The 22,002-nt window shown below is 52.7% G+C and carries 21 protein-coding genes; all 21 read right to left on the bottom strand.

All coding sequences use genetic code 11. The features are described 5' to 3' along the window. Positions 1–14 precede the first annotated feature (14 nt). The 21 genes from uvrB to secA all read right to left on the bottom strand — a co-directional run bounded on the left by uvrB (position 15) and on the right by secA (position 21,980). Complete coding sequence (gene uvrB / locus FD25_RS01185; RefSeq protein ID WP_057800766.1) at positions 15–2,021, bottom strand: excinuclease ABC subunit UvrB; 2,007 nt, start codon at positions 2,019–2,021, stop codon at positions 15–17. Between the two features lie 105 nt (positions 2,022–2,126). Further along, complete coding sequence (locus FD25_RS01190) at positions 2,127–2,663, bottom strand: hypothetical protein (RefSeq protein WP_057800767.1); 537 nt, start codon at positions 2,661–2,663, stop codon at positions 2,127–2,129. A 4-nt stretch (positions 2,664–2,667) separates the two neighbouring features. Beyond that, positions 2,668–3,309 (bottom strand): HD domain-containing protein, encoded by a 642-nt coding sequence (locus FD25_RS01195; RefSeq protein WP_057800768.1) that lies wholly within the window; start codon positions 3,307–3,309, stop codon positions 2,668–2,670. A gap of 220 nt (positions 3,310–3,529) precedes the next feature. Further along, a complete protein-coding gene (gene trxB / locus FD25_RS01200) occupies positions 3,530–4,471 on the bottom strand; it encodes a thioredoxin-disulfide reductase (RefSeq protein WP_083484039.1) in 942 nt (313 codons plus the stop codon). Between the two features lie 67 nt (positions 4,472–4,538). After that, positions 4,539–5,438: a UTP--glucose-1-phosphate uridylyltransferase GalU gene (galU, locus tag FD25_RS01205; RefSeq protein WP_057800769.1), complete on the bottom strand. Its 900-nt coding sequence runs from the start codon at positions 5,436–5,438 to the stop codon at positions 4,539–4,541. A gap of 34 nt (positions 5,439–5,472) precedes the next feature. Further along, the gene (locus tag FD25_RS01210) at positions 5,473–6,486 is read right to left on the bottom strand and encodes an NAD(P)H-dependent glycerol-3-phosphate dehydrogenase (RefSeq protein ID WP_057800770.1); all 1,014 of its coding nucleotides are present in this window, start codon (positions 6,484–6,486) and stop codon (positions 5,473–5,475) included. Positions 6,487–6,500: 14 nt separating this feature from the next. Beyond that, positions 6,501–7,358 (bottom strand): prolipoprotein diacylglyceryl transferase, encoded by an 858-nt coding sequence (gene lgt / locus FD25_RS01215; RefSeq protein WP_057800771.1) that lies wholly within the window; start codon positions 7,356–7,358, stop codon positions 6,501–6,503. Further along, positions 7,355–8,302, bottom strand: coding sequence for an HPr(Ser) kinase/phosphatase (gene hprK, locus FD25_RS01220; RefSeq protein ID WP_057731132.1), 948 nt, complete (start codon positions 8,300–8,302; stop codon positions 7,355–7,357). Before hprK ends, lgt begins: the two co-directional genes overlap by 4 nt. Positions 8,303–8,472: 170 nt before the next feature. Next, a complete protein-coding gene (locus FD25_RS01225) occupies positions 8,473–8,844 on the bottom strand; it encodes a phage holin family protein (RefSeq protein ID WP_057800772.1) in 372 nt (123 codons plus the stop codon). Further along, a complete protein-coding gene (locus tag FD25_RS01230; protein ID WP_057800773.1) occupies positions 8,845–9,183 on the bottom strand; it encodes a PspC domain-containing protein in 339 nt (112 codons plus the stop codon). 460 nt (positions 9,184–9,643) lie between these two features. Further along, complete coding sequence (gene phoU, locus FD25_RS01235; protein ID WP_057800774.1) at positions 9,644–10,321, bottom strand: phosphate signaling complex protein PhoU; 678 nt, start codon at positions 10,319–10,321, stop codon at positions 9,644–9,646. Positions 10,322–10,335: 14 nt separating this feature from the next. Then, entirely contained in the window at positions 10,336–11,094 is a 759-nt protein-coding gene (gene pstB, locus FD25_RS01240) for a phosphate ABC transporter ATP-binding protein PstB (protein WP_057800775.1), read from the bottom strand. Between the two features lie 16 nt (positions 11,095–11,110). Continuing rightward, on the bottom strand, positions 11,111–11,935 hold the full coding sequence (gene pstB / locus FD25_RS01245; protein ID WP_146999904.1) for a phosphate ABC transporter ATP-binding protein PstB: 825 nt from the start codon (positions 11,933–11,935) through the stop codon (positions 11,111–11,113). A gap of 12 nt (positions 11,936–11,947) precedes the next feature. Further along, positions 11,948–12,832 carry a phosphate ABC transporter permease PstA gene (pstA, locus tag FD25_RS01250; protein ID WP_057800776.1) on the bottom strand — a complete coding sequence of 295 codons (885 nt, stop codon included), beginning with the start codon at positions 12,830–12,832 and terminating at the stop codon, positions 11,948–11,950. A gap of 1 nt (position 12,833) precedes the next feature. Further along, positions 12,834–13,766 carry a phosphate ABC transporter permease subunit PstC gene (gene pstC, locus FD25_RS01255; RefSeq protein WP_057800777.1) on the bottom strand — a complete coding sequence of 311 codons (933 nt, stop codon included), beginning with the start codon at positions 13,764–13,766 and terminating at the stop codon, positions 12,834–12,836. Beyond that, positions 13,763–14,650, bottom strand: coding sequence for a phosphate ABC transporter substrate-binding protein (locus tag FD25_RS01260; RefSeq protein ID WP_057800778.1), 888 nt, complete (start codon positions 14,648–14,650; stop codon positions 13,763–13,765). Before FD25_RS01260 ends, pstC begins: the two co-directional genes overlap by 4 nt. Positions 14,651–14,814: 164 nt before the next feature. Beyond that, positions 14,815–16,221: a sensor histidine kinase gene (locus FD25_RS01265; RefSeq protein WP_057800779.1), complete on the bottom strand. Its 1,407-nt coding sequence runs from the start codon at positions 16,219–16,221 to the stop codon at positions 14,815–14,817. Next, complete coding sequence (locus tag FD25_RS01270; RefSeq protein ID WP_057800780.1) at positions 16,214–16,921, bottom strand: response regulator transcription factor; 708 nt, start codon at positions 16,919–16,921, stop codon at positions 16,214–16,216. The genes FD25_RS01265 and FD25_RS01270 overlap by 8 nt, the downstream gene beginning before the upstream one ends. Positions 16,922–16,924: 3 nt before the next feature. Continuing rightward, entirely contained in the window at positions 16,925–18,079 is a 1,155-nt protein-coding gene (locus tag FD25_RS01275; protein ID WP_057800781.1) for a PDZ domain-containing protein, read from the bottom strand. Between the two features lie 302 nt (positions 18,080–18,381). Continuing rightward, positions 18,382–19,498, bottom strand: a protein-coding gene (gene prfB / locus FD25_RS01280; RefSeq protein WP_146999902.1) for a peptide chain release factor 2 whose coding sequence is annotated in 2 segments (ribosomal slippage) — positions 18,382–19,425 and positions 19,427–19,498 — 1,116 coding nt in all. Because the reading frame shifts where the segments join, the coding sequence is not laid out codon by codon here. 118 nt (positions 19,499–19,616) lie between these two features. Continuing rightward, positions 19,617–21,980 carry a preprotein translocase subunit SecA gene (gene secA / locus FD25_RS01285; protein ID WP_057800783.1) on the bottom strand — a complete coding sequence of 788 codons (2,364 nt, stop codon included), beginning with the start codon at positions 21,978–21,980 and terminating at the stop codon, positions 19,617–19,619. Positions 21,981–22,002 lie beyond the last annotated feature (22 nt).

Below are 22,002 nucleotides of genomic sequence, written 5' to 3' on the forward strand. Positions count from 1 at the left end.
TAACTCCTTCATCGCTAGTCGCCAATCTCCGTCTTCATGTCCATGATGGTATCCCGTAAGGACGCCGCTTGCTCGAAGTCCAATTTCTTGGCTGCCGCCCGCATTTCGTCTTCCAGGCGGGCAATCAGCTTTTCCTGATCTTCCTTATCCATATCCTCGAAGTCATTGGCCACAAAGTCGTCGCTTTCTCCACTGTCGTCGCCCTTCTTGGTAACCGCAATCAGATCACGAATTGGCTTAATGATCGTCGTCGGGGTAATCCCGTGCTTCGTATTATAGGCCATCTGAATCTTCCGCCGGCGAGCCGTTTCGTCGATGGCGGCTTGCATGGATTCGGTGACGCTATCGGCGTACATGATGACCGCCCCGTGTGAGTTCCGGGCCGCCCGACCAATCGTCTGAATCAACGACCGTTCGTTACGCAAGAACCCTTCCTTATCGGCATCCAAAATGGCCACCAACGACACTTCGGGAATGTCGATGCCTTCCCGTAACAGGTTAATCCCGACTAAGACGTCGTACTTCCCCAGTCGCAGATCGCGCATGATTTCCGTTCGTTCCAACGTCTTGATGTCGGAATGCAGATAAGCCACCTTGATGCCCAAGTCCTTGAGGTAATCGGTTAAGTCTTCGGCCATTTTCTTGGTCAGCGTGGTGATAAACGTTCGTTCGTTAGCGTCGATTCGTTTGTTGATTTCACCCACCAAATCATCCATTTGCCCCATGATGGGTCGGACTTCAATAGTTGGATCGAGCAAGCCGGTCGGCCGAATAATTTGTTGGACCACGTGGTTGGTCTGGTCCTCTTCGTAAGGCCCTGGCGTCGCCGACATGTAGATCACTTGGTTAACGTGTTGTTCAAATTCACTTAGTTTTAAGGGACGGTTATCCAAGGCACTCGGTAACCGGAACCCGTAATCGACTAATTGTTGTTTCCGGGCTTGGTCCCCGTTATACATCCCCCGAACCTGTGGCATGGTGACGTGTGATTCGTCGACCACTAACAAAAAGTCCTTGGGGAAGAAGTCCAGTAACGTGTACGGCGGTTCGCCGGCCTTGCGACCATCCATCCAGCGCGAGTAGTTTTCAATCCCGCTGGTGTAACCCATTTCACGCATCATTTCGACGTCGTAGGTGGTCCGTTGCTTCAAACGTTGGGCTTCCAGCAACTTGCCTTGGCCCTCCAACTCGGCTAACCGGTCTTTCAGTTCGCCTTCGATCCCGGCCGTGGCCGACGCCATGATGTCGTCGTTGGTCATAAAGTGGGTCGCCGGGAAGATGGCGACGTGTTCTCTGTCACCCACGATTTCCCCGGTCAGTGCGTCGACTTCGCGAATCCGGTCGATCTCGTCACCGAAAAATTCGACCCGCAGTGCCCGTTCGTCCCGGGACGCTGGGAAGATTTCGACCACGTCACCGTGGACCCGGAACCGGCCCCGTTGAAAGTCGTAATCGTTGCGTTCAAATTGAATATTCACTAGTTTACGAAGCAGTGCGTCCCGTTCGATCTCCTGACCGACCCGTAACGACACCACGTGATTCTTGTATTCCGTGGGGTCCCCTAACCCAAAGATCGAGGACACGGAGGCCACCACGATCACGTCGTTGCGTTCCAACAACGAACTCGTGGCCGAATGCCGTAGCTTATCGATCTCGTCGTTAATCGAGGAGTCCTTTTCGATGTAGGTGTCACTAGACGGCACGTAGGCTTCGGGTTGGTAATAATCGTAGTAACTCACAAAATACTCGACCGCGTTATTAGGAAAGAACTGTTTGAATTCCCCGTAAAGTTGACCCGCTAGCGTCTTGTTATGCGATAACACCAGCGTCGGCTTATTCACGTTCTTAATCACGTTCGAGATGGTGAAGGTCTTCCCCGTCCCGGTGGCCCCCAGTAGAATCTGGGCCTTCTCGTGGTCGTTTAGGCCCTGGGTCAACGCCTTAATGGCTTGGGGTTGATCCCCCGTTGGTTGATAATCCGAAACCAGATCAAACTTCCGATCAGTCTGTCGATCGATCATGGCATGGTCCCTCCTTACCCGTTAAAAATAGTTTTCAGCGAAAAAAATGGGAAACCTTCGCTTCCCATCACGTTCAAATATTCTACCACACCGAACATACTTTCGCTAGTTTGCCGCTTGGTCAAACTTATGCTGATAAATGGTCACGTTGGCCGTCCGTTCGCCCCGCACCACCGTAGTGGTCTGGACCTTCGTCAACCCCTGAGCATCCCAGAAGGCGGGCGCTTGGCGGTCCCCCATGAAGACGCTAAGCTGCAATTGAACGGCATCGGCAGCTTGTAAGGTTTGGACCAGGCTTTGATACAACTCCCCCCGCCGTTGGTCACTCAAACTTTTAGCCGGTAACCAGAGGCCCAACCACACGAGGCTGGGGAGCGGATAATCGACAATTAAATCGACGATCAGCACCAACTGGTCATTTTCAAAAACACCGAGATAGGTTTTCTGGTCGTGCGTGGCGTTTAACGGGACATCGTCCACGTCCTGCACGGCCTCTTGGCGAGTCACCGGATGATCCTGAAAGTGGCCGAAGTAGTCCGGGTGTTGCGCCTGAAATTGATAAATCAAATCGTCATCGGCGTGGGTCAATTCCCGCACTGTGGCGTCGGTCAGTCGTTGGTTCCATACCGTTGCTAATTTCATTTTGCTAATCCTCCGCTTGGTCTAATAGCGTATTGGTCAACGCCTCGAGCTTTTGCCGGTCACTAAAATCCGCTGACAATAGCTCGGGTAAAACGTCTCTTAAGAAGTACTGCACACAAGCCATTTGCTTAAACTTTAGAATCGTTGCGAGGCTTTCCCGGTAAATATCGGTGTAAACCGGTTCCGGATTGCCCTTCTGAATTTCGCCGAAGGATTCGTACAACAGGTCAACCTTGTCGGCCACGGACAGGATCTGACCTTCCAGAGTGTCGTCCTTACCTTCGCCTAAACGCCGGGCGTAGGCGGCCTGGAACTGCTCGGGAATCTCGTTATGAATAAAATTAGCAGTCAGTGATTCCTCCACGTCGGCCAACATTTTGCGTAGTTCGGGCGTCGCGTACTTGACCGGCGTCTTGATATCCCCGATAAATCGTTCGGTGTAATCGTGATTCAGCGCCTTTTCGTACAGCGATCGCCAATTAACCGTGTGTCCAGCCTGTTCCTCGACGTCCCCTAAAAATTGGGCAACTTCGGCCACCTTAAACGAATGTGCCGCCACGGAATGTTGCTCAAATTTGAAGTACCCCGGCGCGCGGTTAATGGTTTCCAGGTCACTAAGACTCTGTAAAAATTGATTCATGCCCATTGCACTCAACTCCTCTGTGGTGGGAAAGTCCCACCTAACTTATCAATTCTATCCTATGCGATGTCTGTCGAGATTGCAAAAGTTCGGTGAATTAAATTTCATGGGTTGCCCGCTTCCGGACCAGTCAGCCATGGTTGGAAAGCACTGAGCCCGTTTTAACAATGGCTACCAAAAAACGGAGGCGCCACTTTGGCCGCCTCCGTTTCGTTGTTTGCTTAAATTAATCTTGCGTTGCCGCTTGCGACTTAAGGGTTTCCAGGTAGGCGAACGCGGCTTGTCCCGCCGTGCCACCTTCCCCAACCGCCGTGGTGATCTGCCGCAAATCCTTTTGCCGCACATCCCCAATAGCGAAGATACCAGGAACGGCCGTGGTCATGTGATCATCGGTCTTAATCCAACCCGCCTCGTCGGTAATCCCTAAGCCCTTGAAGGCGTCGGTCATTGGTAAAGTTCCCACGTAAATGAAGACCCCGCTGGCGTCAATGTGACCATCTTCGCCAGTCTGGTTGTTATGCGTAGCGACCCCGGTGACCTTCATCTTATCGCCTTGGACTTCCGTCACGTTAGTGTTCCAAACGAATTCAATCTTTTCGTTAGCAAACGCCCGGTCCTGCAAAATCTTTTGGGCCCGTAATTGGTCCCGCCGAACGACAATGGTGACCTTAGACGCGATACCGGCCAAGTAAAGGCCTTCTTCAACGGCTGAGTCCCCACCACCGACAACGACGACTTCACGGTTCTTGAAGAACGCACCGTCGCAGACCGCGCAGTACGAAACACCCCGGCCACCGTATTCATCTTCACCGGGAACGCCGAGTTTCTTGTACTCGGAGCCGGTTGCGATCAACACCGCTTTAGCAGCGTAGTCACCATCATCGGTCTTCACGACCTTGTGATCACCGTGATCTTCAATACTCTCAACACTCCCGTAGGCGAATTCCGCGCCAAACTGGGTCGCGCCATCGTACATGTCCTTGGCTAAGTCGGGTCCTAAGACGGACTTAAAGCCAGGATAGTTTTCAATCGCAGCGGTGTTATTCATCTGACCACCGTAGATTCCCCGGTCGAGCATCAACACGGACAGGTTGGCCCGCGAAGCGTATAACGCCCCGGTCATCCCACCGGGTCCTGCACCGATGACAATTACATCGTAATTCTTCAAGTTAACAACTCCCCTTCATCCTGATTTGCCTGACCATTACTTTACTAGGAAAAAGTAAGTTTGTCACCTATTTTGACTTCGGTTGATCTTCGGCATCGAGTCGTTTGCCCAATTCCTTGATGTACTGCCGTAATTGCGTCTTCGTTTCCGGATGTTGCAACCCATATTCAATGTTCGTCTGTAGCCAGCCGAACTTGTTGCCAACGTCGTAACGCTTACCCGTGTACTCGTGGGCAAAGACGCGCTGGGTCTTGTTTAAGTTATCGATGGCGTCGGTCAATTGGAGTTCGTTGCCTAACCCGATAGGCGTGTTTTCCAAGGCTTCGAAGATTTCCGGCGTAAAGAGATAACGACCGATGATGGCCAAATCACTAGGGGCCTCGTCTGGTTGGGGCTTTTCGACGAAGTTCGTGACGTTGTACAGACCTGGCATGGTTTCTTCGGACGGGTTGATTACGCCGTATTTAGCGGTGTCCTTGTGCGGCACCCGCATAACGGCCAACGTTGAGGCGCCCGTTTGGTCGTACCGGTCAATCAGTTGCTTGGTCAGGGGCACCTTACTGTCCGTCATGTCGTCGCCTAACATGACCACGAACGGTTCGTCCCCGATAAAGGCCTTCGCCGTTAAGACGGCGTCACCCAATCCGCGGGGATACGGTTGCCGGATGAAGTACAGGTTCATCCCCGTAGTCTCTTGGACCTGCTTGAGCATCTTTTCCTTGTGCTTGGCTTCCAAGTTAGCTTCCAGTTCGGGATTAGAATCGAAGTGGTCTTCAATGGAACGCTTCGACTTACCGTCAACGACTACGATGTCTTCGATCCCGGAACGCCGGGCTTCTTCGACAATGAATTGGATCGTTGGTTTATCAACAATTGGTAACATTTCCTTGGCTAACGCCTTGGTTGCTGGTAAGAATCGAGTTCCGAGTCCCGCAGCTGGAATAATGGCTTTTCTGACTTTTCTCATAAGAGTTTAAACCCTCCTCAAATTTTCACACTAATTAGAATTCGGACCGACCCTCGCGTTGCATCAGGTCGGAAATGGCCGTCTTAATGTCCTTACCTTCGTAAAGGACTTGGTAAATGGCCTCTGTAATCGGCATCGACACCCCGCGCTTTTGTGACAACTCGTAGGCCGCTTTGGTCGTGGCCAACCCTTCGATCACCATCCCCATATGGCTGATTACATCGTCGAGCTTTTCACCGCGACCGAGTTCGTCACCGGCCCGCCAGTTTCGCGAATTGGTACTCGTGGCCGTGACGATCACGTCACCGACCCCGGATAACCCGATAAAGGTCATGGGGTCCGCCCCAAAGGACGTCCCTAACCGCGAAATTTCAGCCAAGCCCCGGGTCATCAACGCCGCCTTGGCGTTGTCCCCGTAGCCTAACCCGTGTAACGCGCCGGCCCCTAGAGCGATAATGTTCTTCAAGGCCGCGCCAATTTCGACGCCAATCACGTCGGAATTGGTGTAAACCCGGAAGTACGGCGTCATAAAGAGCTTCTGGGTGTACTTGGCCGCTTCCGGACTGGCACTGGCTGCCGTAATCAAGGTAATGTCGTGACGGGCCACGTCCTCGGCGTGACTCGGACCGGATAAGACCGTGACGGCCTTCCGGTTAGCCGCCGGAATCTCTTCTTCCAAAATTTGGGAGATCCGCTTGTAGGTCTTCTGCTCAATCCCTTTGCTGGCATGGATCAATTCTGGTTGTAAGTGCTTAGCGGTTAAAATACCGGCCACTTCATGGGCCACGGACCGCACGGCCTTAGTCGGGACCACGAATAAAATGGCGTCCACCCCGTCAATGGCACTGGCCATATCGGCATAGGCGACCAGGGACTTGGAGAACGTAAAGTTCTTGATGTAGTGACTGTTGGTGTGCTGGGTATTTAATTCCTCAACCTGCTTGGGGTTGTAGGACCATAATCGCACATCGTGCCCGTTTTCATCTAAAACATTGGCCAAGATGGAGCCCCAAGAACCGGCACCAAGAACGGCAATTTTCTCTGACATAGTCTGGATTCTCCTTAATTAGAAAGTTTGGTTCGTTCACGAAACGGGTTACCGGCTAAGTAATCCGTCGGTGGTGTATTTTGACGACGCCGGTAAATCCAAATGATTGCGGCGCCCACAAACAAAATCACGGATAAGAGTTGGGACACCCGAATCACGTTACCCAACATCAAACTGTCGGTCCGCATTCCCTCGATAAAGAAGCGGCCCAACGAATACCACATCACGTAACCCAAGAAGACCTCACCTTGCTTGAACAGCTGCGGGTAGTGACGCAAACTCATCAAGACCACGAAGCCCATCAGATCCCAGGTTGATTCGTACAGGAAGGTCGGCTGGCGGTAGGCACCGTTGATGAACATCTGCTCCACGATGAAGTGTGGCAGGTGCAGGCCTTGTAAGAACGACAAGCTGGTGATGCGCCCAAAGGCTTCCTGGTTCATGAAGTTCCCCCACCGACCAATGGCCTGACCTAAGATGACGGTCGGGGCGGCCACGTCGAGCATCAACCACACGGGAATAAACCGCGACCGGCAGAAGAAGTACACCACCAGCCCGGCCCCAATCAATGAGCCGTAGATGGCGATTCCCCCGTCCCAAATCGCGATGATTTCACCGGGATGCTGACTGTAATACGGCCACTGAAAGGCCACGTAATACAACCGCGCGGCAATTAACGCCGCCGGCAACGCCCATAAAATCATATCATAGATATCATCGGGGTTGATGCCCCGCCGGCGCCCTTCACGAACGGCCAATAAGACCGCTAAGATCACGCCGGAAGCAATGATCACCCCGTACCAGTGAACCTGAAGGGGCCCTAAATGCACCGCAATCGGATTCAGAGCGGCTAAAAATGGTGTAACCGTCATTGCGTCCCTCCATCCTTTTGGGAATTTTGTTTAATTAAGCGGTTCAAATTATCGTCAAAAACCTTAGTGGCGTCGTAGCCCATCGAGCGGGCCCGGAAATTCATGGCCGCCGCTTCGATGATGATGGCTAAATTCCGCCCAGTTTTAACCGGAATGGTAATCTTGGGAACTTCAACGTCAAAGAATTTCTGACTTTCGGTATTATTACCCAACCGATCGAAGTGGTTGTCATCGTGCCAGAGTTCCAGGTGGACGATCAGGTCAATATCGGTTTCGCTCCGCACGGCCCCGGCCCCAAAGAGGTTCATCACGTCGATGATCCCAATTCCCCGGATCTCCAGTAAGTGACTCAAGATGGCGGGAGCGGCGCCGACTAAAGTCTGTTCGTCTTGCTGATAAACTTCCACGCGGTCATCGGCAATCAACCGGTGCCCCCGCTTGACCAGTTCCAAAGCGGTTTCACTTTTTCCCACGCCGGAATCCCCGGTAATCATGACCCCCACCCCGTAGATGTCGACCAACACACCGTGAACGGATTGCCGTTCGGCGAGCTTGCCTTCCAAGAAGTTGGTCATGTTACTGAGAACCCGTGACGTGGTAAGTTTCGTCCCTAAAATCGGGATCTGGGCTTCCTCGGCGGCCTGTTTTAATTCTTCAGGTGGGTCGAGCTGGGTCGACACCACAAACGCGGGCGTCTCGGGCTGACACATTTTTTGCATCACGTCCAATAACTGTTCGTGACTCATTCCCTTGGCAAACGAGGTTTCCGTAATCCCCAACAGTTGGATTCGCTTGGCCGGGTAGTAATTAAAGTACCCCGTTAGTTCCAATCCGGGACGCGAAATATCGCTGGTCGTAATTTGCCGATTGAGGTCATCTTGACCGGAATAGACATCTAATCGATTAGCCTTGACCAGGTCGGCGACCGTAACGCTTTCTGGCATGCGTGTTTCCTCCTAACTACATCGTCTCATAAAACATACCCTAATTTTAGCACTTTAGCGGGGCTTCTCCTATCAAATTCAATTCGTTACCACAACCGCGTTAAGAATCGGTTACCGGGTTAAGATAGCGCTTACTTAATAGTTCAGCCCTTACCCGGGGCTAGGACACCCTACCCCCGGGCGAAGTGGTCACTGATGACGGCATTAGCTAACGACATCACGATGGCGACGATCAGCGTCACGCCAAACGACGCAAAGGCGAAGTTACTCCCCACAAACCAGGCGGTGAGTTCCAGCATAATGGCGTTAAGCACCACGCTGAACAGGCCCAGCGTCAAGATGGTAATGGGTAGCGACAACACGAACAGAATCGGTTTGACCACCGCATTTAAGATCGCCAGGACTAAGCTGGCCAGTAACGCGATGCCCACACTAGAAACGTAAAACGCGTGCTGGTAATTTCCCGCCAGCGAACTCTGGAAGAACCCCGCTAACGCCAGAAAAATCAACGCATTGACTAAAATCCGGGTCCAAAAGCGCATCTACTCACCATCCTTATGGTGGACGTCGTGTTCCGTCACGTCGTGAATCACCTTGCGATCAGCTTTCGGGTTAGTTTGTTGACCCCCCCGACCGAAGCCGAAGAGATCACTGAAGTTAGAACCAGTGGATTGTGAGTCGTCCAGCGGCATAAACGTCATTAAAATGACGTAGACCAATAGGCCCAATACCACGTGTAAGAACGGAATCGAAATGGTGATAATCACGTAGATCAATCGCAATAGGTTGGCATTCCAGCCAAAGTAGTCGGCAATTCCACCAAGGACCCCACCGACGAGACGGTTGGTCCGGGAACGCACGAGTTTTTTCTTTGCTGCCATTGTCATGGCCTCCTTTAAGTCTGATTAAACTTGTCCTATTGGGAAAAGAATAACGAAAGCGGCCACTGAAAGCAAGTTTTCAGTGACCGCTGGTTTAAATCTTCAAATTTCGGTAAGAATTACGGGGAATTACTCCCCGCTTTAAAACTATTAAGTCTAGAAAATCCAGCGCTTCCGGGCCAGTCAGAAACAGGCTGGAACGGGGTGGGCACGGCTTCAAGCCCGTAGCCCAGGTCTTGAAGACCGACCTTTGTCTAAGCCGACTAAAAGACGTCGACTAAGACAAATTTCACCCCTGAGCCCATTTCTGACTGGCCCTCCAGCTCACACTCGTTATGACAACAACTTGCCTGCATTCTTCCGAATCGGAGGACAATGAGTCGTTATTTTAATCAACAATTAAGTTTAAAAACAAGCTCTAAATATCAGTTGTCTGCCAACCAGCCTGACGCATAACTGCCTAGTCTTCCGTCCCCTCACTAGCCGAGTTCAGTTCCACAATCTTGCCGGAACGCAGGTAGATGATCCATTCACATACGTTGGTCACGTAATCGCCAATCCGGCTCAAGTCCTGCGCCACGTTTAAGTAAATCGACGCCCCCGTCTCGAAGGTCGCATCCCGGCTCATGGCGTGGTAGCTCAGGCTACGTACCCGGTGATTCAGGTGATCTAATTGTCGATCCACGTCGGCTAACGACCGGGCTTCGTGATCGTCCTTGTTGACGTAAGCGGCCAACACGTCTTGGACCATCTTGGTGGTCATCTGTCCCATTTCGGCCATCAATTGTTCCAATTCCGCCACTTTTTGCTTCTCGCCCATTTTAATCGTCGAGTGGGCAATGTTGCGGGCGTGGTCCCCGGCGCGTTCCAAATCGGAAACGGCCTTTAAAATCGTGACGATTTCTCGCAGATCCGTGGTCACGGGTTGGTACAACGCAATCATTTCGAACGTCTTTTTTTCCAACGCAATTTCTCGTTCGTTGATGTCGTGGTCGTGATCGATGATCGACTGAGCCGTGACCGCATCACGTTCGATAAACGCGTTCACCGACTTCTGGATCACCTCGCTGACCAGCATCCCCATTTCCGTAAAGTCTGCATCCAATTCTGCTAATTCGTCATCAAATAACCGGCGCATCGGTCTACCTCCTATTATCCAAACCGACCACTAATGTAGTCTTCCGTTTGTTTCTTAGCTGGGTTCATAAAAATATTCTTCGTTTGATCCACTTCCACCAGTTCCCCGTTCATGAAGAAGGCCGTCCGATCGGCAATCCGCGACGCTTGTTGGAGGTTGTGGGTTACTGTAATAATCGTATAATCGTGGCGTAAATTCAAGAGGGTCGCTTCAATTTGACTACTGGAGACCGGGTCCAACGCACTGGTCGGTTCGTCCAACAGAATAATCTCCGGTGACACGGCCAGGACCCGCGCGATGCAGACCCGTTGCTGTTGCCCCCCGGACAAGGCCAAGGCGCTTTCGTGTAAATGGTCCTTCACTTCGTCCCATACGGCGGCCTGTCGCAAGGACTTTTCAACCACGGCGTCGAGCTTTTCCTTGTCGCGTTCCCCGGCAATCCGCAACCCGTAGATCACGTTGTCGTAGATGGAGAACGGAAACGGGTTGGGCTGTTGAAACACCATGCCAATTTCCTTACGAATCTGGACCGTATCGGCACTGGGGGCGTACAGGTCCTTTCCCTTGAACTGGACGGTTCCCGTGATGGTGACCCCCGGAATCAAATCGTTCATCCGATTCAACGTCCGTAGGTAGGTCGACTTCCCACAGCCGGACGGTCCAATCAACGCCGTAATCCCCTTCTCGTCAAAATCCAAATTAATTCCCTTCAGGGCTTCCTTACTCCCGTAATACAAATGTAAGTCCTGGGTCGTTAAAATTTCCTTACTCATTCTTCCTCGCTCCTCGCTAACCAAAGTTCCCCGAAACATAGTCACTGGTAACCTGGACCTGCGGATTCGTAAAGATTTGGCTGGTCGTGTCGTACTCCAACACCCGTCCTTGATTAAAGAACGCCGTATATTCACTGATCCGCGCGGCCTGTTGCATGTTGTGCGTCACGATAATAATCGTGTAGTGCTGCTTTAGCTTCAACAACGTGTCTTCTAGTTGACTAGTCGACACGGGGTCCAGCGCACTGGCGGGTTCGTCCAACAGCAACACGTCGGGTTTCACGGCGATGGCTCGGGCAATACACAACCGCTGCGCTTGACCCCCGGACAAGGCTAAAGCACTCTTGTCCAGTTCGTCTTTGACTTGATCCCACAACGCAGCTTGGCGTAGCGAGGTTTCCACGATTTCGTCTAACTTATTTTTAGCGGTTACGCCGCGGAGACGCAAGGCAAACGCAATATTATCGTAAATCGATTTTGCAAATGGATTCGGCCGTTGAAAAACCATCCCGATGCGCCGGCGCATCTCGTAAACGTCGATGTCGGGCTGGTTAATGTCCACGCCCCGGTACATAATCCGGCCCTTGACCGTGGCGATTCGGTCGTTCATCCGGTTGAGGGACCGCAGAAAGGTCGATTTCCCGGACCCCGAGGCCCCAATCAACGCGGTAATCTGGTTACGGGCAAACTTGAGGTCACCTTCATAGATGGCTTCCTTATCACCGTAAAAGACGTGGAGCCCTTCCGTCGACAACACGGTGGGATGCTGCGCATCGGTGGGTTGCACGATGTGGCGTTCCGGTGTGGTGCCCGGCTTGGCAATATCACTACTCATAAACATAGACGTTCCTCCTTAGGCCGACGTTAGCCGTTTGTACAGTCGCTTACCCAGGTACCGAGCGGCTAAGTTGAAGAGCAGAATCGCAATCACTAAGACCGCGGACGACCCGGACGAAATCGCTTTGGCGTCGGGCATGATCCCTTCCGAGTTAATCTTCCAGATGTGGACCGCCAACGTTTCGGCGGGACGCATCGGGTTTAACGGACTGGAGATGTTGAAGGGATTCCAGTCCATAAAGTTTAACGCGGGGGCACTTTGACCGGCCGTGTAGATTAACGCGGCGGCTTCCCCGAAGACCCGACCGGCACTTAAGATCACCCCGGTCAGGATGCTGGGCACCGCGGCGGGTAAGATGACCCGCGTGACGGTCTCCCAGCGTGAAAGACCTAGAGCTAGGCCCCCCTCGCGTTGCTTGTCGTCGATGGTGTGTAAGGAATCTTCGATGCTCCGCGTCAAAAGCGGCAGGTTGAAGAAGGTCAACGCGAAAGCCCCGGATAAAATCGAGAAGCCTAAGCGCAACTTCACCACGAAGAACAGGAAGCCGAACAGTCCCACCACCACGGAAGGCAGCGAACTTAAGATTTCAATCGCCGTCCGAACGACGCTGGTCACCCAGTTGTCCTTGGCATATTCGTAGAGGTAAATCGCCGCCCCCAGGGCAATCGGAAACGAAATCAACATGGCTAAAATCAACAGGTAAAACGAGTTAAAGAGTTGGACGCCAATCCCACCACCCTTTAAGAAGGCTTTGGCGGGCGTGGTCAGGAAGTGCCAACTAACTTTCGGTAGCCCACTGACCAGGATATACCCGACTAGGGCCAGTAAGATTAGGACCACCACGCCGGCGATGCCGTAGAGCACGCCGATTGCAATTTTATTTTGAACTTTAGAATTCATATTATTGGAGACGCCCCTTTCGACCAATCAACCGAATAATCAGGTTGAAGACCAACGACATCAGCAGTAAGACCAGGGCCAGCGACCACAGGGCGTTGTTTTGTAACGACCCCATCACGGTGTTCCCAATCCCGGTCGTCAGAACCGACGTCAACGTGGCTGCCGGATCGACCAAAGAATGCGGCATCAGCGCGGCATTCCCAATGACCATCTGAACCGCCAGTGCTTCACCGAAGGCCCGGGCCATCCCGAAGACCACCGCCGTCATCAAGCCCGGCGTAGCGGCCCGGAGAACCACCTTATAGATGGTCTGCCATTGCGTGGCCCCTAACGCCAATGAAGCTTCCCGGTAGTATCGGGGCACGGCACGTAAGGCATCGGCACTCATCGACGTCACCGTGGGTAAGATCATCACGAACAGAACGCAGGTCCCGGATAAGATCCCAAACCCACTGCCGCCAAAGACCGAGCGGGTAAACGGCACGACCACGCTTAACCCGATGAACCCGTAAACCACGGAAGGAATCCCCACCAGTAATTCGGTTACGGGCTGGAGAATTTTCGCCCCCCGGTTCGGTGAGATTTCGTTCATGAAGACCGCCGTCCCAATCGCAAACGGGGTCGCTACAATAGCGGATAAAACCGTAATCAGAAACGAGCCGACGATCATCGACAGGGCTCCCACTTCGGGCTTACCGTGTGCGTCCGTCAAACTCGGGTTCCAGTTTTTGCCGCTTAAGAAGTCCCAGAGGTTCACGTGATTGGTGGTAAACGTGGCTAGTCCCTTAGAGGCCACGAAGCCAATGATGGCCACCACAACGGCCACGATTAAAATCAGGGCGGAAAAGCTTACCACTCGGCCCCAGATTTCTAGCTTAGCTGCCTTGGAGCGGCGCTTTAATTCTTGTTCTAATTGTTCAGGTGATTTGGTCATGAGTGGGTCCCTCCAATCGGCGTAACCTGACCGTTAACGTCCCGTGTCACGTGCATCTGACTGGGTGACAGGTAGCCTAATTGGCGCACCAGCGTCTTTTGAATGGTCGGGGATTGAACGTAAGCGATAAAGTCCTTGGTCAGTCCCGTGGGCTGTCCTTTGGTGTACAGATGTTCGTAGGACCAAATCTTCCAGCGGTTAGTCACCACGTTATCCTCGGTCGGCGCCACACCGTTTAAACTCACGGCCTGGACCGCCTTGGTCACGTAGGAAAAGGCCACGTAACTAATGGCCCCCGGTGTGGTTTGGACGATCTGACGCACCATCCCCGAGGAGTCTTGTTCCTGAGCAGTCTTGGCTTGGTGCCCGGCAATCCCGAATTGTTCGAAGGTTGCCCGGGTCCCACTCCCTTGCGCCCGGTTGATCAACACGATGGGTAAGTCCTTACCGCCCACCTGTTTCCAGTTGGTCACCTGGCCGGTAAAAACGGCCGTTAATTGCTTGGTGGTCAACCGCGTGATCCCGTTCTTGCGGTTCACGATTGGTGTAATGCCAACGACCGCCACCCGATGATCGACCAGACCCTTAGCCCGAATGCCCTTTTGCTCGGCCGCAAAAAGATCGGAATCCCCGATCTGCACGGCGCCTTCCTGAATCTGACTGAGTCCGGTCCCGGTCCCGCCACCTTGGACGTTGATAAACGTGCCCAGATGGTCGGCCGTATACTGCTCACCGGCCGCTTCAACTAAGGGCTGTAAGGCCGTGGAGCCCACCGCCGTGATCGACCCGCCGGCCTGGCTGGCCTGACGTGTCTGGTACGCAAAGATTCCCAGGGCTACCAAAATCATGAGGAGTAAGCCCTGTAACCATCGTCGTTTTGTCATCCCGTTGTCCCTCCTATACCGACCAGTGTGGCCACCGCCGGTTCTCTCAATTGTCAGTATAGCGGGTCTTTGTAAATGTCATGTAGACGTATTGTAAAGGTTATGTAAATGTCCCTCAAAAGGTGGGCAACGCAAAAAAGCCGACCAGAGACGTCGACTTTACGTTAATTCTTAGGCGTTGGTGTGGTCGCCGCTTTCCCCGACGTACCAAGCGTTACCGCCGTTGCGGTCCGCGGAAAAGTCAGCGTCACGGTAGTCCCGACACCCAATTCACTTTGCAAATCCAACTTACCATTTAAGGCCTTTACCAGTTCACGTACGATGGCTAAGCCCAACCCGCTCCCGCTGACTCGTTGGTTCGAATGCGAGATGTCAGCGCGGTAAAAACGCTCAAACACGCGCAGCTGATCCTGTTGCGAAATGCCAATGCCCGTATCGGCAATGGTCAGCGCCCAGGTCGTTCCCGTCGTGGTCACACTCAGCGTCACGTTGCCTTGCGGGCGGTTGTATTTGATGGCGTTACTCAAGATATTCTTGACGATTTGGTCTAATTTCCGTTGATCGGTCGCCGCCGTAAAATCGGCCGGAATCTGATTATGCAACGTCACCTGGTTCACCGCCGCTAAGGGTTCCAGCAAGTGAACCTGTGCGGCCAACTGCTGCCCGACCGGAACCTGGTTGATTTCCACGGCGTTACCCGATTCAATATGTGAAATCGCCAACACATCATTAATCAATTCCACTAGTCGATCGCTTTGCTGGTCGATGATCTTCAAAAATTCAACCAACTTTTCCGGATCATCCTTGGCCCCCGCCAACAGGGTCTTGGCAAAGCCAGCAATCGCCGTCACCGGCGTTTTTAATTCGTGTGAGGCGTTGGACACGAAGTCCAGTTGCATCTGTTCAACCGCGTAGACCTCGGTCACGTCATACAATAAGACTAAGACTTGAAAGAAGTCCTGCGAAGTCGCCGTATAAACCACCTGAACATCGACAGTTCGTTCGTTAGGCGTCCCCGGCAACTTCATCACCCGGTGTTGCGTCTGCCGTTCACTTAAGGCCTTATTAATTAGACTCGCTAGTTCAAACTGCTGCACGTCCTGGGTAAACGGGTGCCGGCGCGTCGAAATTTGCTGCTGTAAGAACTGTTCCATCGCCGGATTGGCCAGTTCGACCTTGCGGTACCGGTCGATGACCATGACCCCGATGGGGAGGTAATCGAGCAGGGTCGCAAACTCCTGGTTCTGACCGGCCATCCGCCGCCGCAACTTACGCTGGTGCGTTTGTAAATAGTTAATCTGCAGGGCCAGTTGATAAAAGGGATCATGGGGGGACAACAACACGTGCGCCGGTGCCTCGGCGTGGCGCATCTTTTCAACCTTACGGGTCAAAATGGTGATTCGTTGTTGAGCCCACCGTTGGTACCATAATAGGCCGCCCCACTCAATCAATGCGAACGACCACCCAATCATCACGGCCACCCCAAAACTATCCGGACGCAGGCACCAAACCAATAGGGTGTTGATCACCAACAGGGCCACCCCACTGATTCCCAACATTTGCCTACTCATGGGGTGCCTCGAACGTATAACCGAACCCCCGCACCGTCTTTAAGAGTTGCGGGTGTTTGGGATCCGGTTCAATCTTTTCACGCAAGTGGGAGACGTGAATGTCGACCATGCGGGTCTGCCCACTGTAGTCAAAGCCCCAGACGCCTTCCAGCAATTGTTCACGGCTCCAGACCTTGCCGGGACGCTTGGCGAAGAAGAGCAATAATTCAAATTCCTTGGGCGTGAGTTCGATGGCCTGCTGGCCGCGTTTGACCTGAAACTTGTCCTGATCGATGCTCAGACCGGCGATGTGAATCACGTGCCCGTTATCCACGGGAACTTTCGGCGCCGTATCGTCATGGTACCGCCGCATAACGGCCTTCATCCGGGCCAACACTTCGCGCGGACTGAACGGCTTAGTGATGTAATCATCGGCGCCTAGTTCCAAGCCAACCACGGTATCGAACTCACTGGTCTTAGCCGTAATCATGATAATCGGCGTTTTGATTTTCTCCTGCCGTAGCCGCTTCGTAACCTCGACTCCGTCTAACTTCGGTAACATCAAATCTAACAAAATCACATCAAACTGTTCGTGTTCCGCCAGCTTCAAGGCCTGTTCCCCATCAATGGCCGTGACCACCTGATAATCTGCTTGTTCCAAATTATACTGTAATAGCGTCACAATCGCTGGCTCGTCATCCACGACTAGCACTCTACTCATGATTTACCCCTCCTGATCTCTGAATAGAACTATTCCGATTTCGTGTGGTGCCCCGGAATAAATGGCCGTTTCCGTGACTTTTAAGTCGCCTGCCATGTTACGAACCCGTAAATGACAGTAAGTTGGATTGATTAATAACGCCTCGTAAAAGGCCGTTTCGCTGTTGACCGCCCGGTGGTTACATTCTAGGATAATGTCTCCCGCCGCTAAATCCAGCTTTGTTGCGGGCGTGCCCGGTCGAATCGCTAAGACCCGCACCCCATCGTCTACTTGAGAATACCAAAAGGACTGCCGTTGGTCATAGCGTTTTGCTCGCCATAAACAACCCCCGTAACAAACCAACAGGATCACTAAAGCGACCGGTAAGTCCTGGGGTCGCCAGAACAACCAGCCCATCACTAACAGGGCTAAGCCGGCCAGGCCCACGAGATGGTGTGCCAGCCGTTGATAAACCACCTTAGGCCGTTCCCGAAAGACCGTGAACCGAACCCCCAACAGCAAGGGTAAGATCATGACGGCAAAGGAATGGCCGTGGAGCGTCAACATCGGCCAAAAACGCCAGGTACTACTGAACCAGTCACCCGGAACCAACGTAACTAACGGAATAACCAGCAATTCGCGCCAGGGATAGCCCGCAATGCGCTTGCCCCGTTGCTTGGCATAAATGCGCGGGCTGGCAAACCGTCCCCCGTAATGGGCAATCCAGTGTCCCAAAGCCAAAAAGGCAATCACGAAAAGCCAGGCAAAACTACTAGCCGGGGCCCCACCCCAGTTAACTCCCAGGGGTTTCAGATCGACCGCTGGGACCAACTGCGGGCCTAAGTAAGCCGTGATTAAGGTGCTCACCACCAAAAGCGTGATGGGTAATAGCGTTGTCGGTAAAATGATCAGCGAGATAAACGCCAAAACTTCGTACACCAAGACCCAGACCAGCGGTAAGCTGACCCCCACGATCAGGTTTAACACCGACAAACCCACGCCGAGCACCAGGCCCTGCGTCAACATGTGCCGTAACTCGTAATGGTCACTGTAGACCGCGCTACTAAAGTCATGTCGTTCGCGTTTGATTCGCGCACGACTGGTCAACCACGAGCGCAGGATGGCTAACCACAAGAGGGGCTGTAAGAAGAAACTGCCCAGGACGAACAATGTCCGCATGAAATCGACACCTTTCCAAAAAATAGCTGATTTCAGTATAGCATTAAACAAAAACGGGTAACACGTCATTCGCGTTACCCGTTCAATCATTATATTTATAAAGCCGCGGTTAGTCGCCTTCCAGCGCTCAGGGGCTGGATCGCCTGCTCGCCTCCAGGCTGTAGTCCATCATTTTTGATTTAGTCTAGAAGTGACGTAACTCTACTTTAGCTGTTCCGTTTACTGACGATTAATTTGAAAAAAGACTCAGTCAAGTTACCATCGTAGCTAATTCCCATTAGTATCAGCTACAAAGCACCCAGTTAGTCCGGGTTCTTTTGGCTCAACTGCCATTGCAGGTAAGCATCGATAAACGGATCGAGATCCCCGTCCATCACCGCTTGGCCCTGCGAGGTTTCGTAGTTGGTCCGGTGATCCTTGACCATGGTGTAGGGGTGGAACACGTACGAGCGAATCTGTGAGCCCCAACCAATATCCAGTTGGACCCCTTCCAGCGCCGCCTTTTCCTTGGCCTTCTTCTCTTCTTCCAATTCGTATAACTTGGCCCGTAACATTGCCAGGGCCGTTTGCCGGTTTTGCAGTTGCGACCGTTGGGCCTGACTCTGCGTCACGATTCCCGTCGGTAAGTGGGTGATTCGTACGGCCGACGAGGTTTTGTTCACGTGCTGACCCCCGGCACCGGACGCCCGGTACACGTCGACCTTCAAGTCGGCCGGATTGATATCTACGTCCACCGAGTCGTCGAGTTCGGGTAAGACGTCCACGGACGCAAACGAGGTGTGCCGGCGGCCGGCCGAATCGAATGGTGAGATGCGAACCAACCGGTGAACCCCCTTTTCGGAACGGAGATACCCGTAGGCGTTATGCCCGGCAATCAGTAGCGTGGCACTACTCAGCCCCGCTACTTCGCCAGCCTGATAATCTAAGACCGTCACCTTAAACTGGTGTTGTTCACCCCAACGGGTATACATCCGCATCAGCATCGAACCCCAGTCTTGCGATTCGGTGCCCCCCGCGCCGGGATGAATTTCCAAAATGGCGTTGTTGTGATCGTACTTCTGATTCAATAATAGGTTCAACCGGTATTGCCGTAACGCATCCTGTACCCGAGCAAAGTTCTGGTCAAAATCGGCCTGCATCTCCGGGTCGGGTTCCTCGCTCAACAATTCCACGGCCACGTCTAGATCAGCGACCTGATCGGACAGATGTTGGAATTCTTCAACCTTTTTCTTCATCTCGTTAGTGGCATCAATTAATTTCTGGGCCTGCTGGGGATCATCCCAGAATCCCGGTTCGGCCATCTGGCCCTCGTTGACGCTGATGCTTTCGTTTAGGGCATCAAAGTCAAAGCGACCCCCTAAAGCCGGTCAGTTGTTCGTGCATGGTTTGAATGGCGTGTTTCGCATCCGTTAATTCCATTGTATGGGCTCCTTTTAAGTTATTTTGAATTCTCTCAACCCAGTGTACCATCAATTTCCCTGGACATAACAAAACGAGGTTGGAAATTTTCCAGCCCCGTTTACACGGTTATGATGACTTACCGCGTGATATTTTGACGAATTTCAGACTTCATGAATAACCGAGTAGCGTCGTATTCGATGTCGGAGATCATTTCTTCGAACATCCGGAACCCGTCTTGTTGGTATTCAACCAACGGGTTCAACTGACCGTAACCCCGCAACCCAATGGATTGCCGTAATTGATCCATGGTGTCGATGTGGTCCGTCCAGTGGGAGTCAACCACCCGCAGGATAACCACCTTTTCAAATTCTAGCATTTGGGCCGGATCGTAAAGTTGTTTGGACTTTTCATCGTAGACCTTGTTTGCCAGGTCCATGAAGTAGGTAACGATTTCGTCAGCGGTCTTATCCTTCAAGTCAGCCAAGCTGATTTGATCGGGTGAAACCATGGCCGAAATTCCGAAGTCCAGCAACGTATCCAAGTCCCAGTCGGCCTGGTCACCCTGCGTGTGCAGGCTAACGACTCGGCTGACCGTCCGCTTGATCATCGGCATCAAGACCCACTTCAAGGACTTGTCTTCCTGAATGATCTGATTCCGTTCACCGTAGATGACGTCCCGCTGTTGCCGCATCACGTCATCGTACTGTAAAACGTTCTTCCGGGAATCGTAGTTATTCCCTTCAACCCGCTTCTGGGCGGACTCGACCTGCTTAGTGATCATCCGACTCCGAATCACGGCGTCTTCACCATCCACGTTCATCCGTTGCAAGAAGTCCTTGACCCGGTCGGAACCAAACCGCCGCATCAAATCATCTTCCAAGGACAGGTAGAATTGGGTCATACCCGGGTCACCTTGCCGACCCGAACGGCCCCGTAGCTGATTATCAATCCGCCGCGATTCGTGACGTTCGGTCCCAATCACGGCTAAACCACCAAGTTCGACCACACCGGGGCCAAGTTTGATATCGGTCCCCCGCCCGGCCATGTTGGTGGCAATTGTGACGGCACCCCGTTGACCCGCGTTTTGAATGATGTCGGCTTCCTTCGCGTGGTTCTTGGCGTTCAAGACCACGTGCGGGATGTTTTCATTATCTAAACGTTGGGACAGGTATTCGGACGTTTCCACGGCCACGGTCCCGATTAACATCGGTTGACCCTTTTCGTGCAGGTCCTTGATTTCCCGGACAACGGCGTCAAACTTCGACTCCAACGTCGGGTACAAGACATCGGGATGGTCCATCCGGACAACCGGCTTGTTGGTTGGCACGGAAATAACTTCCATGTTGTAGATTTCCCGAAATTCTTCGGCTTCGGTCTTGGCCGTCCCCGTCATCCCGGCTAACTTGGCGTACATCCGGAACAAGTTTTGGTACGTGATGTTGGCCATGGTCTTGGTTTCTTCTTGAATCTCGACGCCTTCCTTGGCTTCGATGGCCTGGTGCAACCCGTCAGAGTAACGCCGGCCTTCCATGACCCGCCCGGTAAAGGAATCAACGATCAAGACTTCACCGTCTTGGACCACGTAGTCCTTGTCCCGCAACATGATGAAGTTCGCCCGTAAGGCTTGGTCCATATGGTGGGTTAAGGCCGTGTTGTCCGTGTCGTATAAGTTCTTCAAATTGAAGTATTTTTCGGCTTTTTCGATTCCCGTATCGGTCAACGAAACCGTCTTGGATTCCAGGTCGATCTTAAAGTCTTCTTTTTCGTGTAAGGTCTTCGCGAACCGGTCCACTCGTTTGTAGAGTTGACTGGTCCCTTCGGATTGCCCAGAAATGATCAATGGCGTCCGGGCTTCATCGATTAAGATGGAGTCCACTTCGTCGACAATGGCGAAGTTTAACGGCCGTTGAACCATGTCTTCTTTGTAAACCACCATGTTGTCCCGCAGGTAATCGAACCCGATTTCCCCGTTAGTGGAGTAGGTGATATCGGCATTGTAGGCTTCACGCTTTTCGTCTGGCGTCTTTTCGGCGGAGTTCAACCCCACTGACAGACCCATCCAGTTATACAGTTCACCCATTTCGGTCGCATCCCGGGCGGACAGGTATTCGTTAACCGTGACCACGTGGACCCCTTTACCAGCAATAGCGTTTAAGTAAACGGGCATGGTGGCGGTCAAGGTCTTCCCTTCACCGGTCTTCATTTCCGCAATGTTACCCTCGTGAAGCACGATTCCCCCCATGATTTGAACATGGAATGGGTACAAGCCTAAGACCCGGCGTGCCCCTTCACGACAAGCCGCAAAAGCTTCGGGCAATAAGTCGTCCAAGGTTTCGCCGTCTTGATAGCGCTTCTTAAATTCAGGCGTTTTAGCCTTCAGATCTTCGTCTGAGAGCTTTGAATATTCATCAGCGTAAGCGCCAACCTTATCCGCTAATTTACTGAGGCGTCGCAAAGTTCGTCGATCGCTTTCGACCCATTTCTTTAAAATGTTTGCCATGTGAGAATTCCCTTCAGTACTT

The organism is Levilactobacillus acidifarinae DSM 19394 = JCM 15949, assembly GCF_001434835.1.
In the GTDB taxonomy this organism is placed as follows: Bacteria; Bacillota; Bacilli; order Lactobacillales; family Lactobacillaceae; genus Levilactobacillus; species Levilactobacillus acidifarinae.

Bases quoted from the DNA above. Each gene is read 5' to 3' on its own strand.
- uvrB (WP_057800766.1), bottom strand. From the start codon at position 2,021: ATGATCGATCGACAGACTGATCGGAAGTTTGATCTGGTTTCGGATTAT.
- FD25_RS01190 (WP_057800767.1), bottom strand. From the start codon at position 2,663: ATGAAATTAGCAACGGTATGGAACCAACGACTGACCGACGCCACAGTG.
- FD25_RS01195 (WP_057800768.1), bottom strand. From the start codon at position 3,309: ATGGGCATGAATCAATTTTTACAGAGTCTTAGTGACCTGGAAACCATT.
- galU (WP_057800769.1), bottom strand. From the start codon at position 5,438: ATGAGAAAAGTCAGAAAAGCCATTATTCCAGCTGCGGGACTCGGAACT.
- FD25_RS01210 (WP_057800770.1), bottom strand. From the start codon at position 6,486: ATGTCAGAGAAAATTGCCGTTCTTGGTGCCGGTTCTTGGGGCTCCATC.
- lgt (WP_057800771.1), bottom strand. From the start codon at position 7,358: ATGACGGTTACACCATTTTTAGCCGCTCTGAATCCGATTGCGGTGCAT.
- hprK (WP_057731132.1), bottom strand. From the start codon at position 8,302: ATGCCAGAAAGCGTTACGGTCGCCGACCTGGTCAAGGCTAATCGATTA.
- FD25_RS01225 (WP_057800772.1), bottom strand. From the start codon at position 8,844: ATGCGCTTTTGGACCCGGATTTTAGTCAATGCGTTGATTTTTCTGGCG.
- FD25_RS01230 (WP_057800773.1), bottom strand. From the start codon at position 9,183: ATGGCAGCAAAGAAAAAACTCGTGCGTTCCCGGACCAACCGTCTCGTC.
- phoU (WP_057800774.1), bottom strand. From the start codon at position 10,321: ATGCGCCGGTTATTTGATGACGAATTAGCAGAATTGGATGCAGACTTT.
- pstB (WP_057800775.1), bottom strand. From the start codon at position 11,094: ATGAGTAAGGAAATTTTAACGACCCAGGACTTACATTTGTATTACGGG.
- pstB (WP_146999904.1), bottom strand. From the start codon at position 11,935: ATGTTTATGAGTAGTGATATTGCCAAGCCGGGCACCACACCGGAACGC.
- pstA (WP_057800776.1), bottom strand. From the start codon at position 12,832: ATGAATTCTAAAGTTCAAAATAAAATTGCAATCGGCGTGCTCTACGGC.
- pstC (WP_057800777.1), bottom strand. From the start codon at position 13,766: ATGACCAAATCACCTGAACAATTAGAACAAGAATTAAAGCGCCGCTCC.
- FD25_RS01260 (WP_057800778.1), bottom strand. From the start codon at position 14,650: ATGACAAAACGACGATGGTTACAGGGCTTACTCCTCATGATTTTGGTA.
- FD25_RS01265 (WP_057800779.1), bottom strand. From the start codon at position 16,221: ATGAGTAGGCAAATGTTGGGAATCAGTGGGGTGGCCCTGTTGGTGATC.
- FD25_RS01270 (WP_057800780.1), bottom strand. From the start codon at position 16,921: ATGAGTAGAGTGCTAGTCGTGGATGACGAGCCAGCGATTGTGACGCTA.
- FD25_RS01275 (WP_057800781.1), bottom strand. From the start codon at position 18,079: ATGCGGACATTGTTCGTCCTGGGCAGTTTCTTCTTACAGCCCCTCTTG.
- secA (WP_057800783.1), bottom strand. From the start codon at position 21,980: ATGGCAAACATTTTAAAGAAATGGGTCGAAAGCGATCGACGAACTTTG.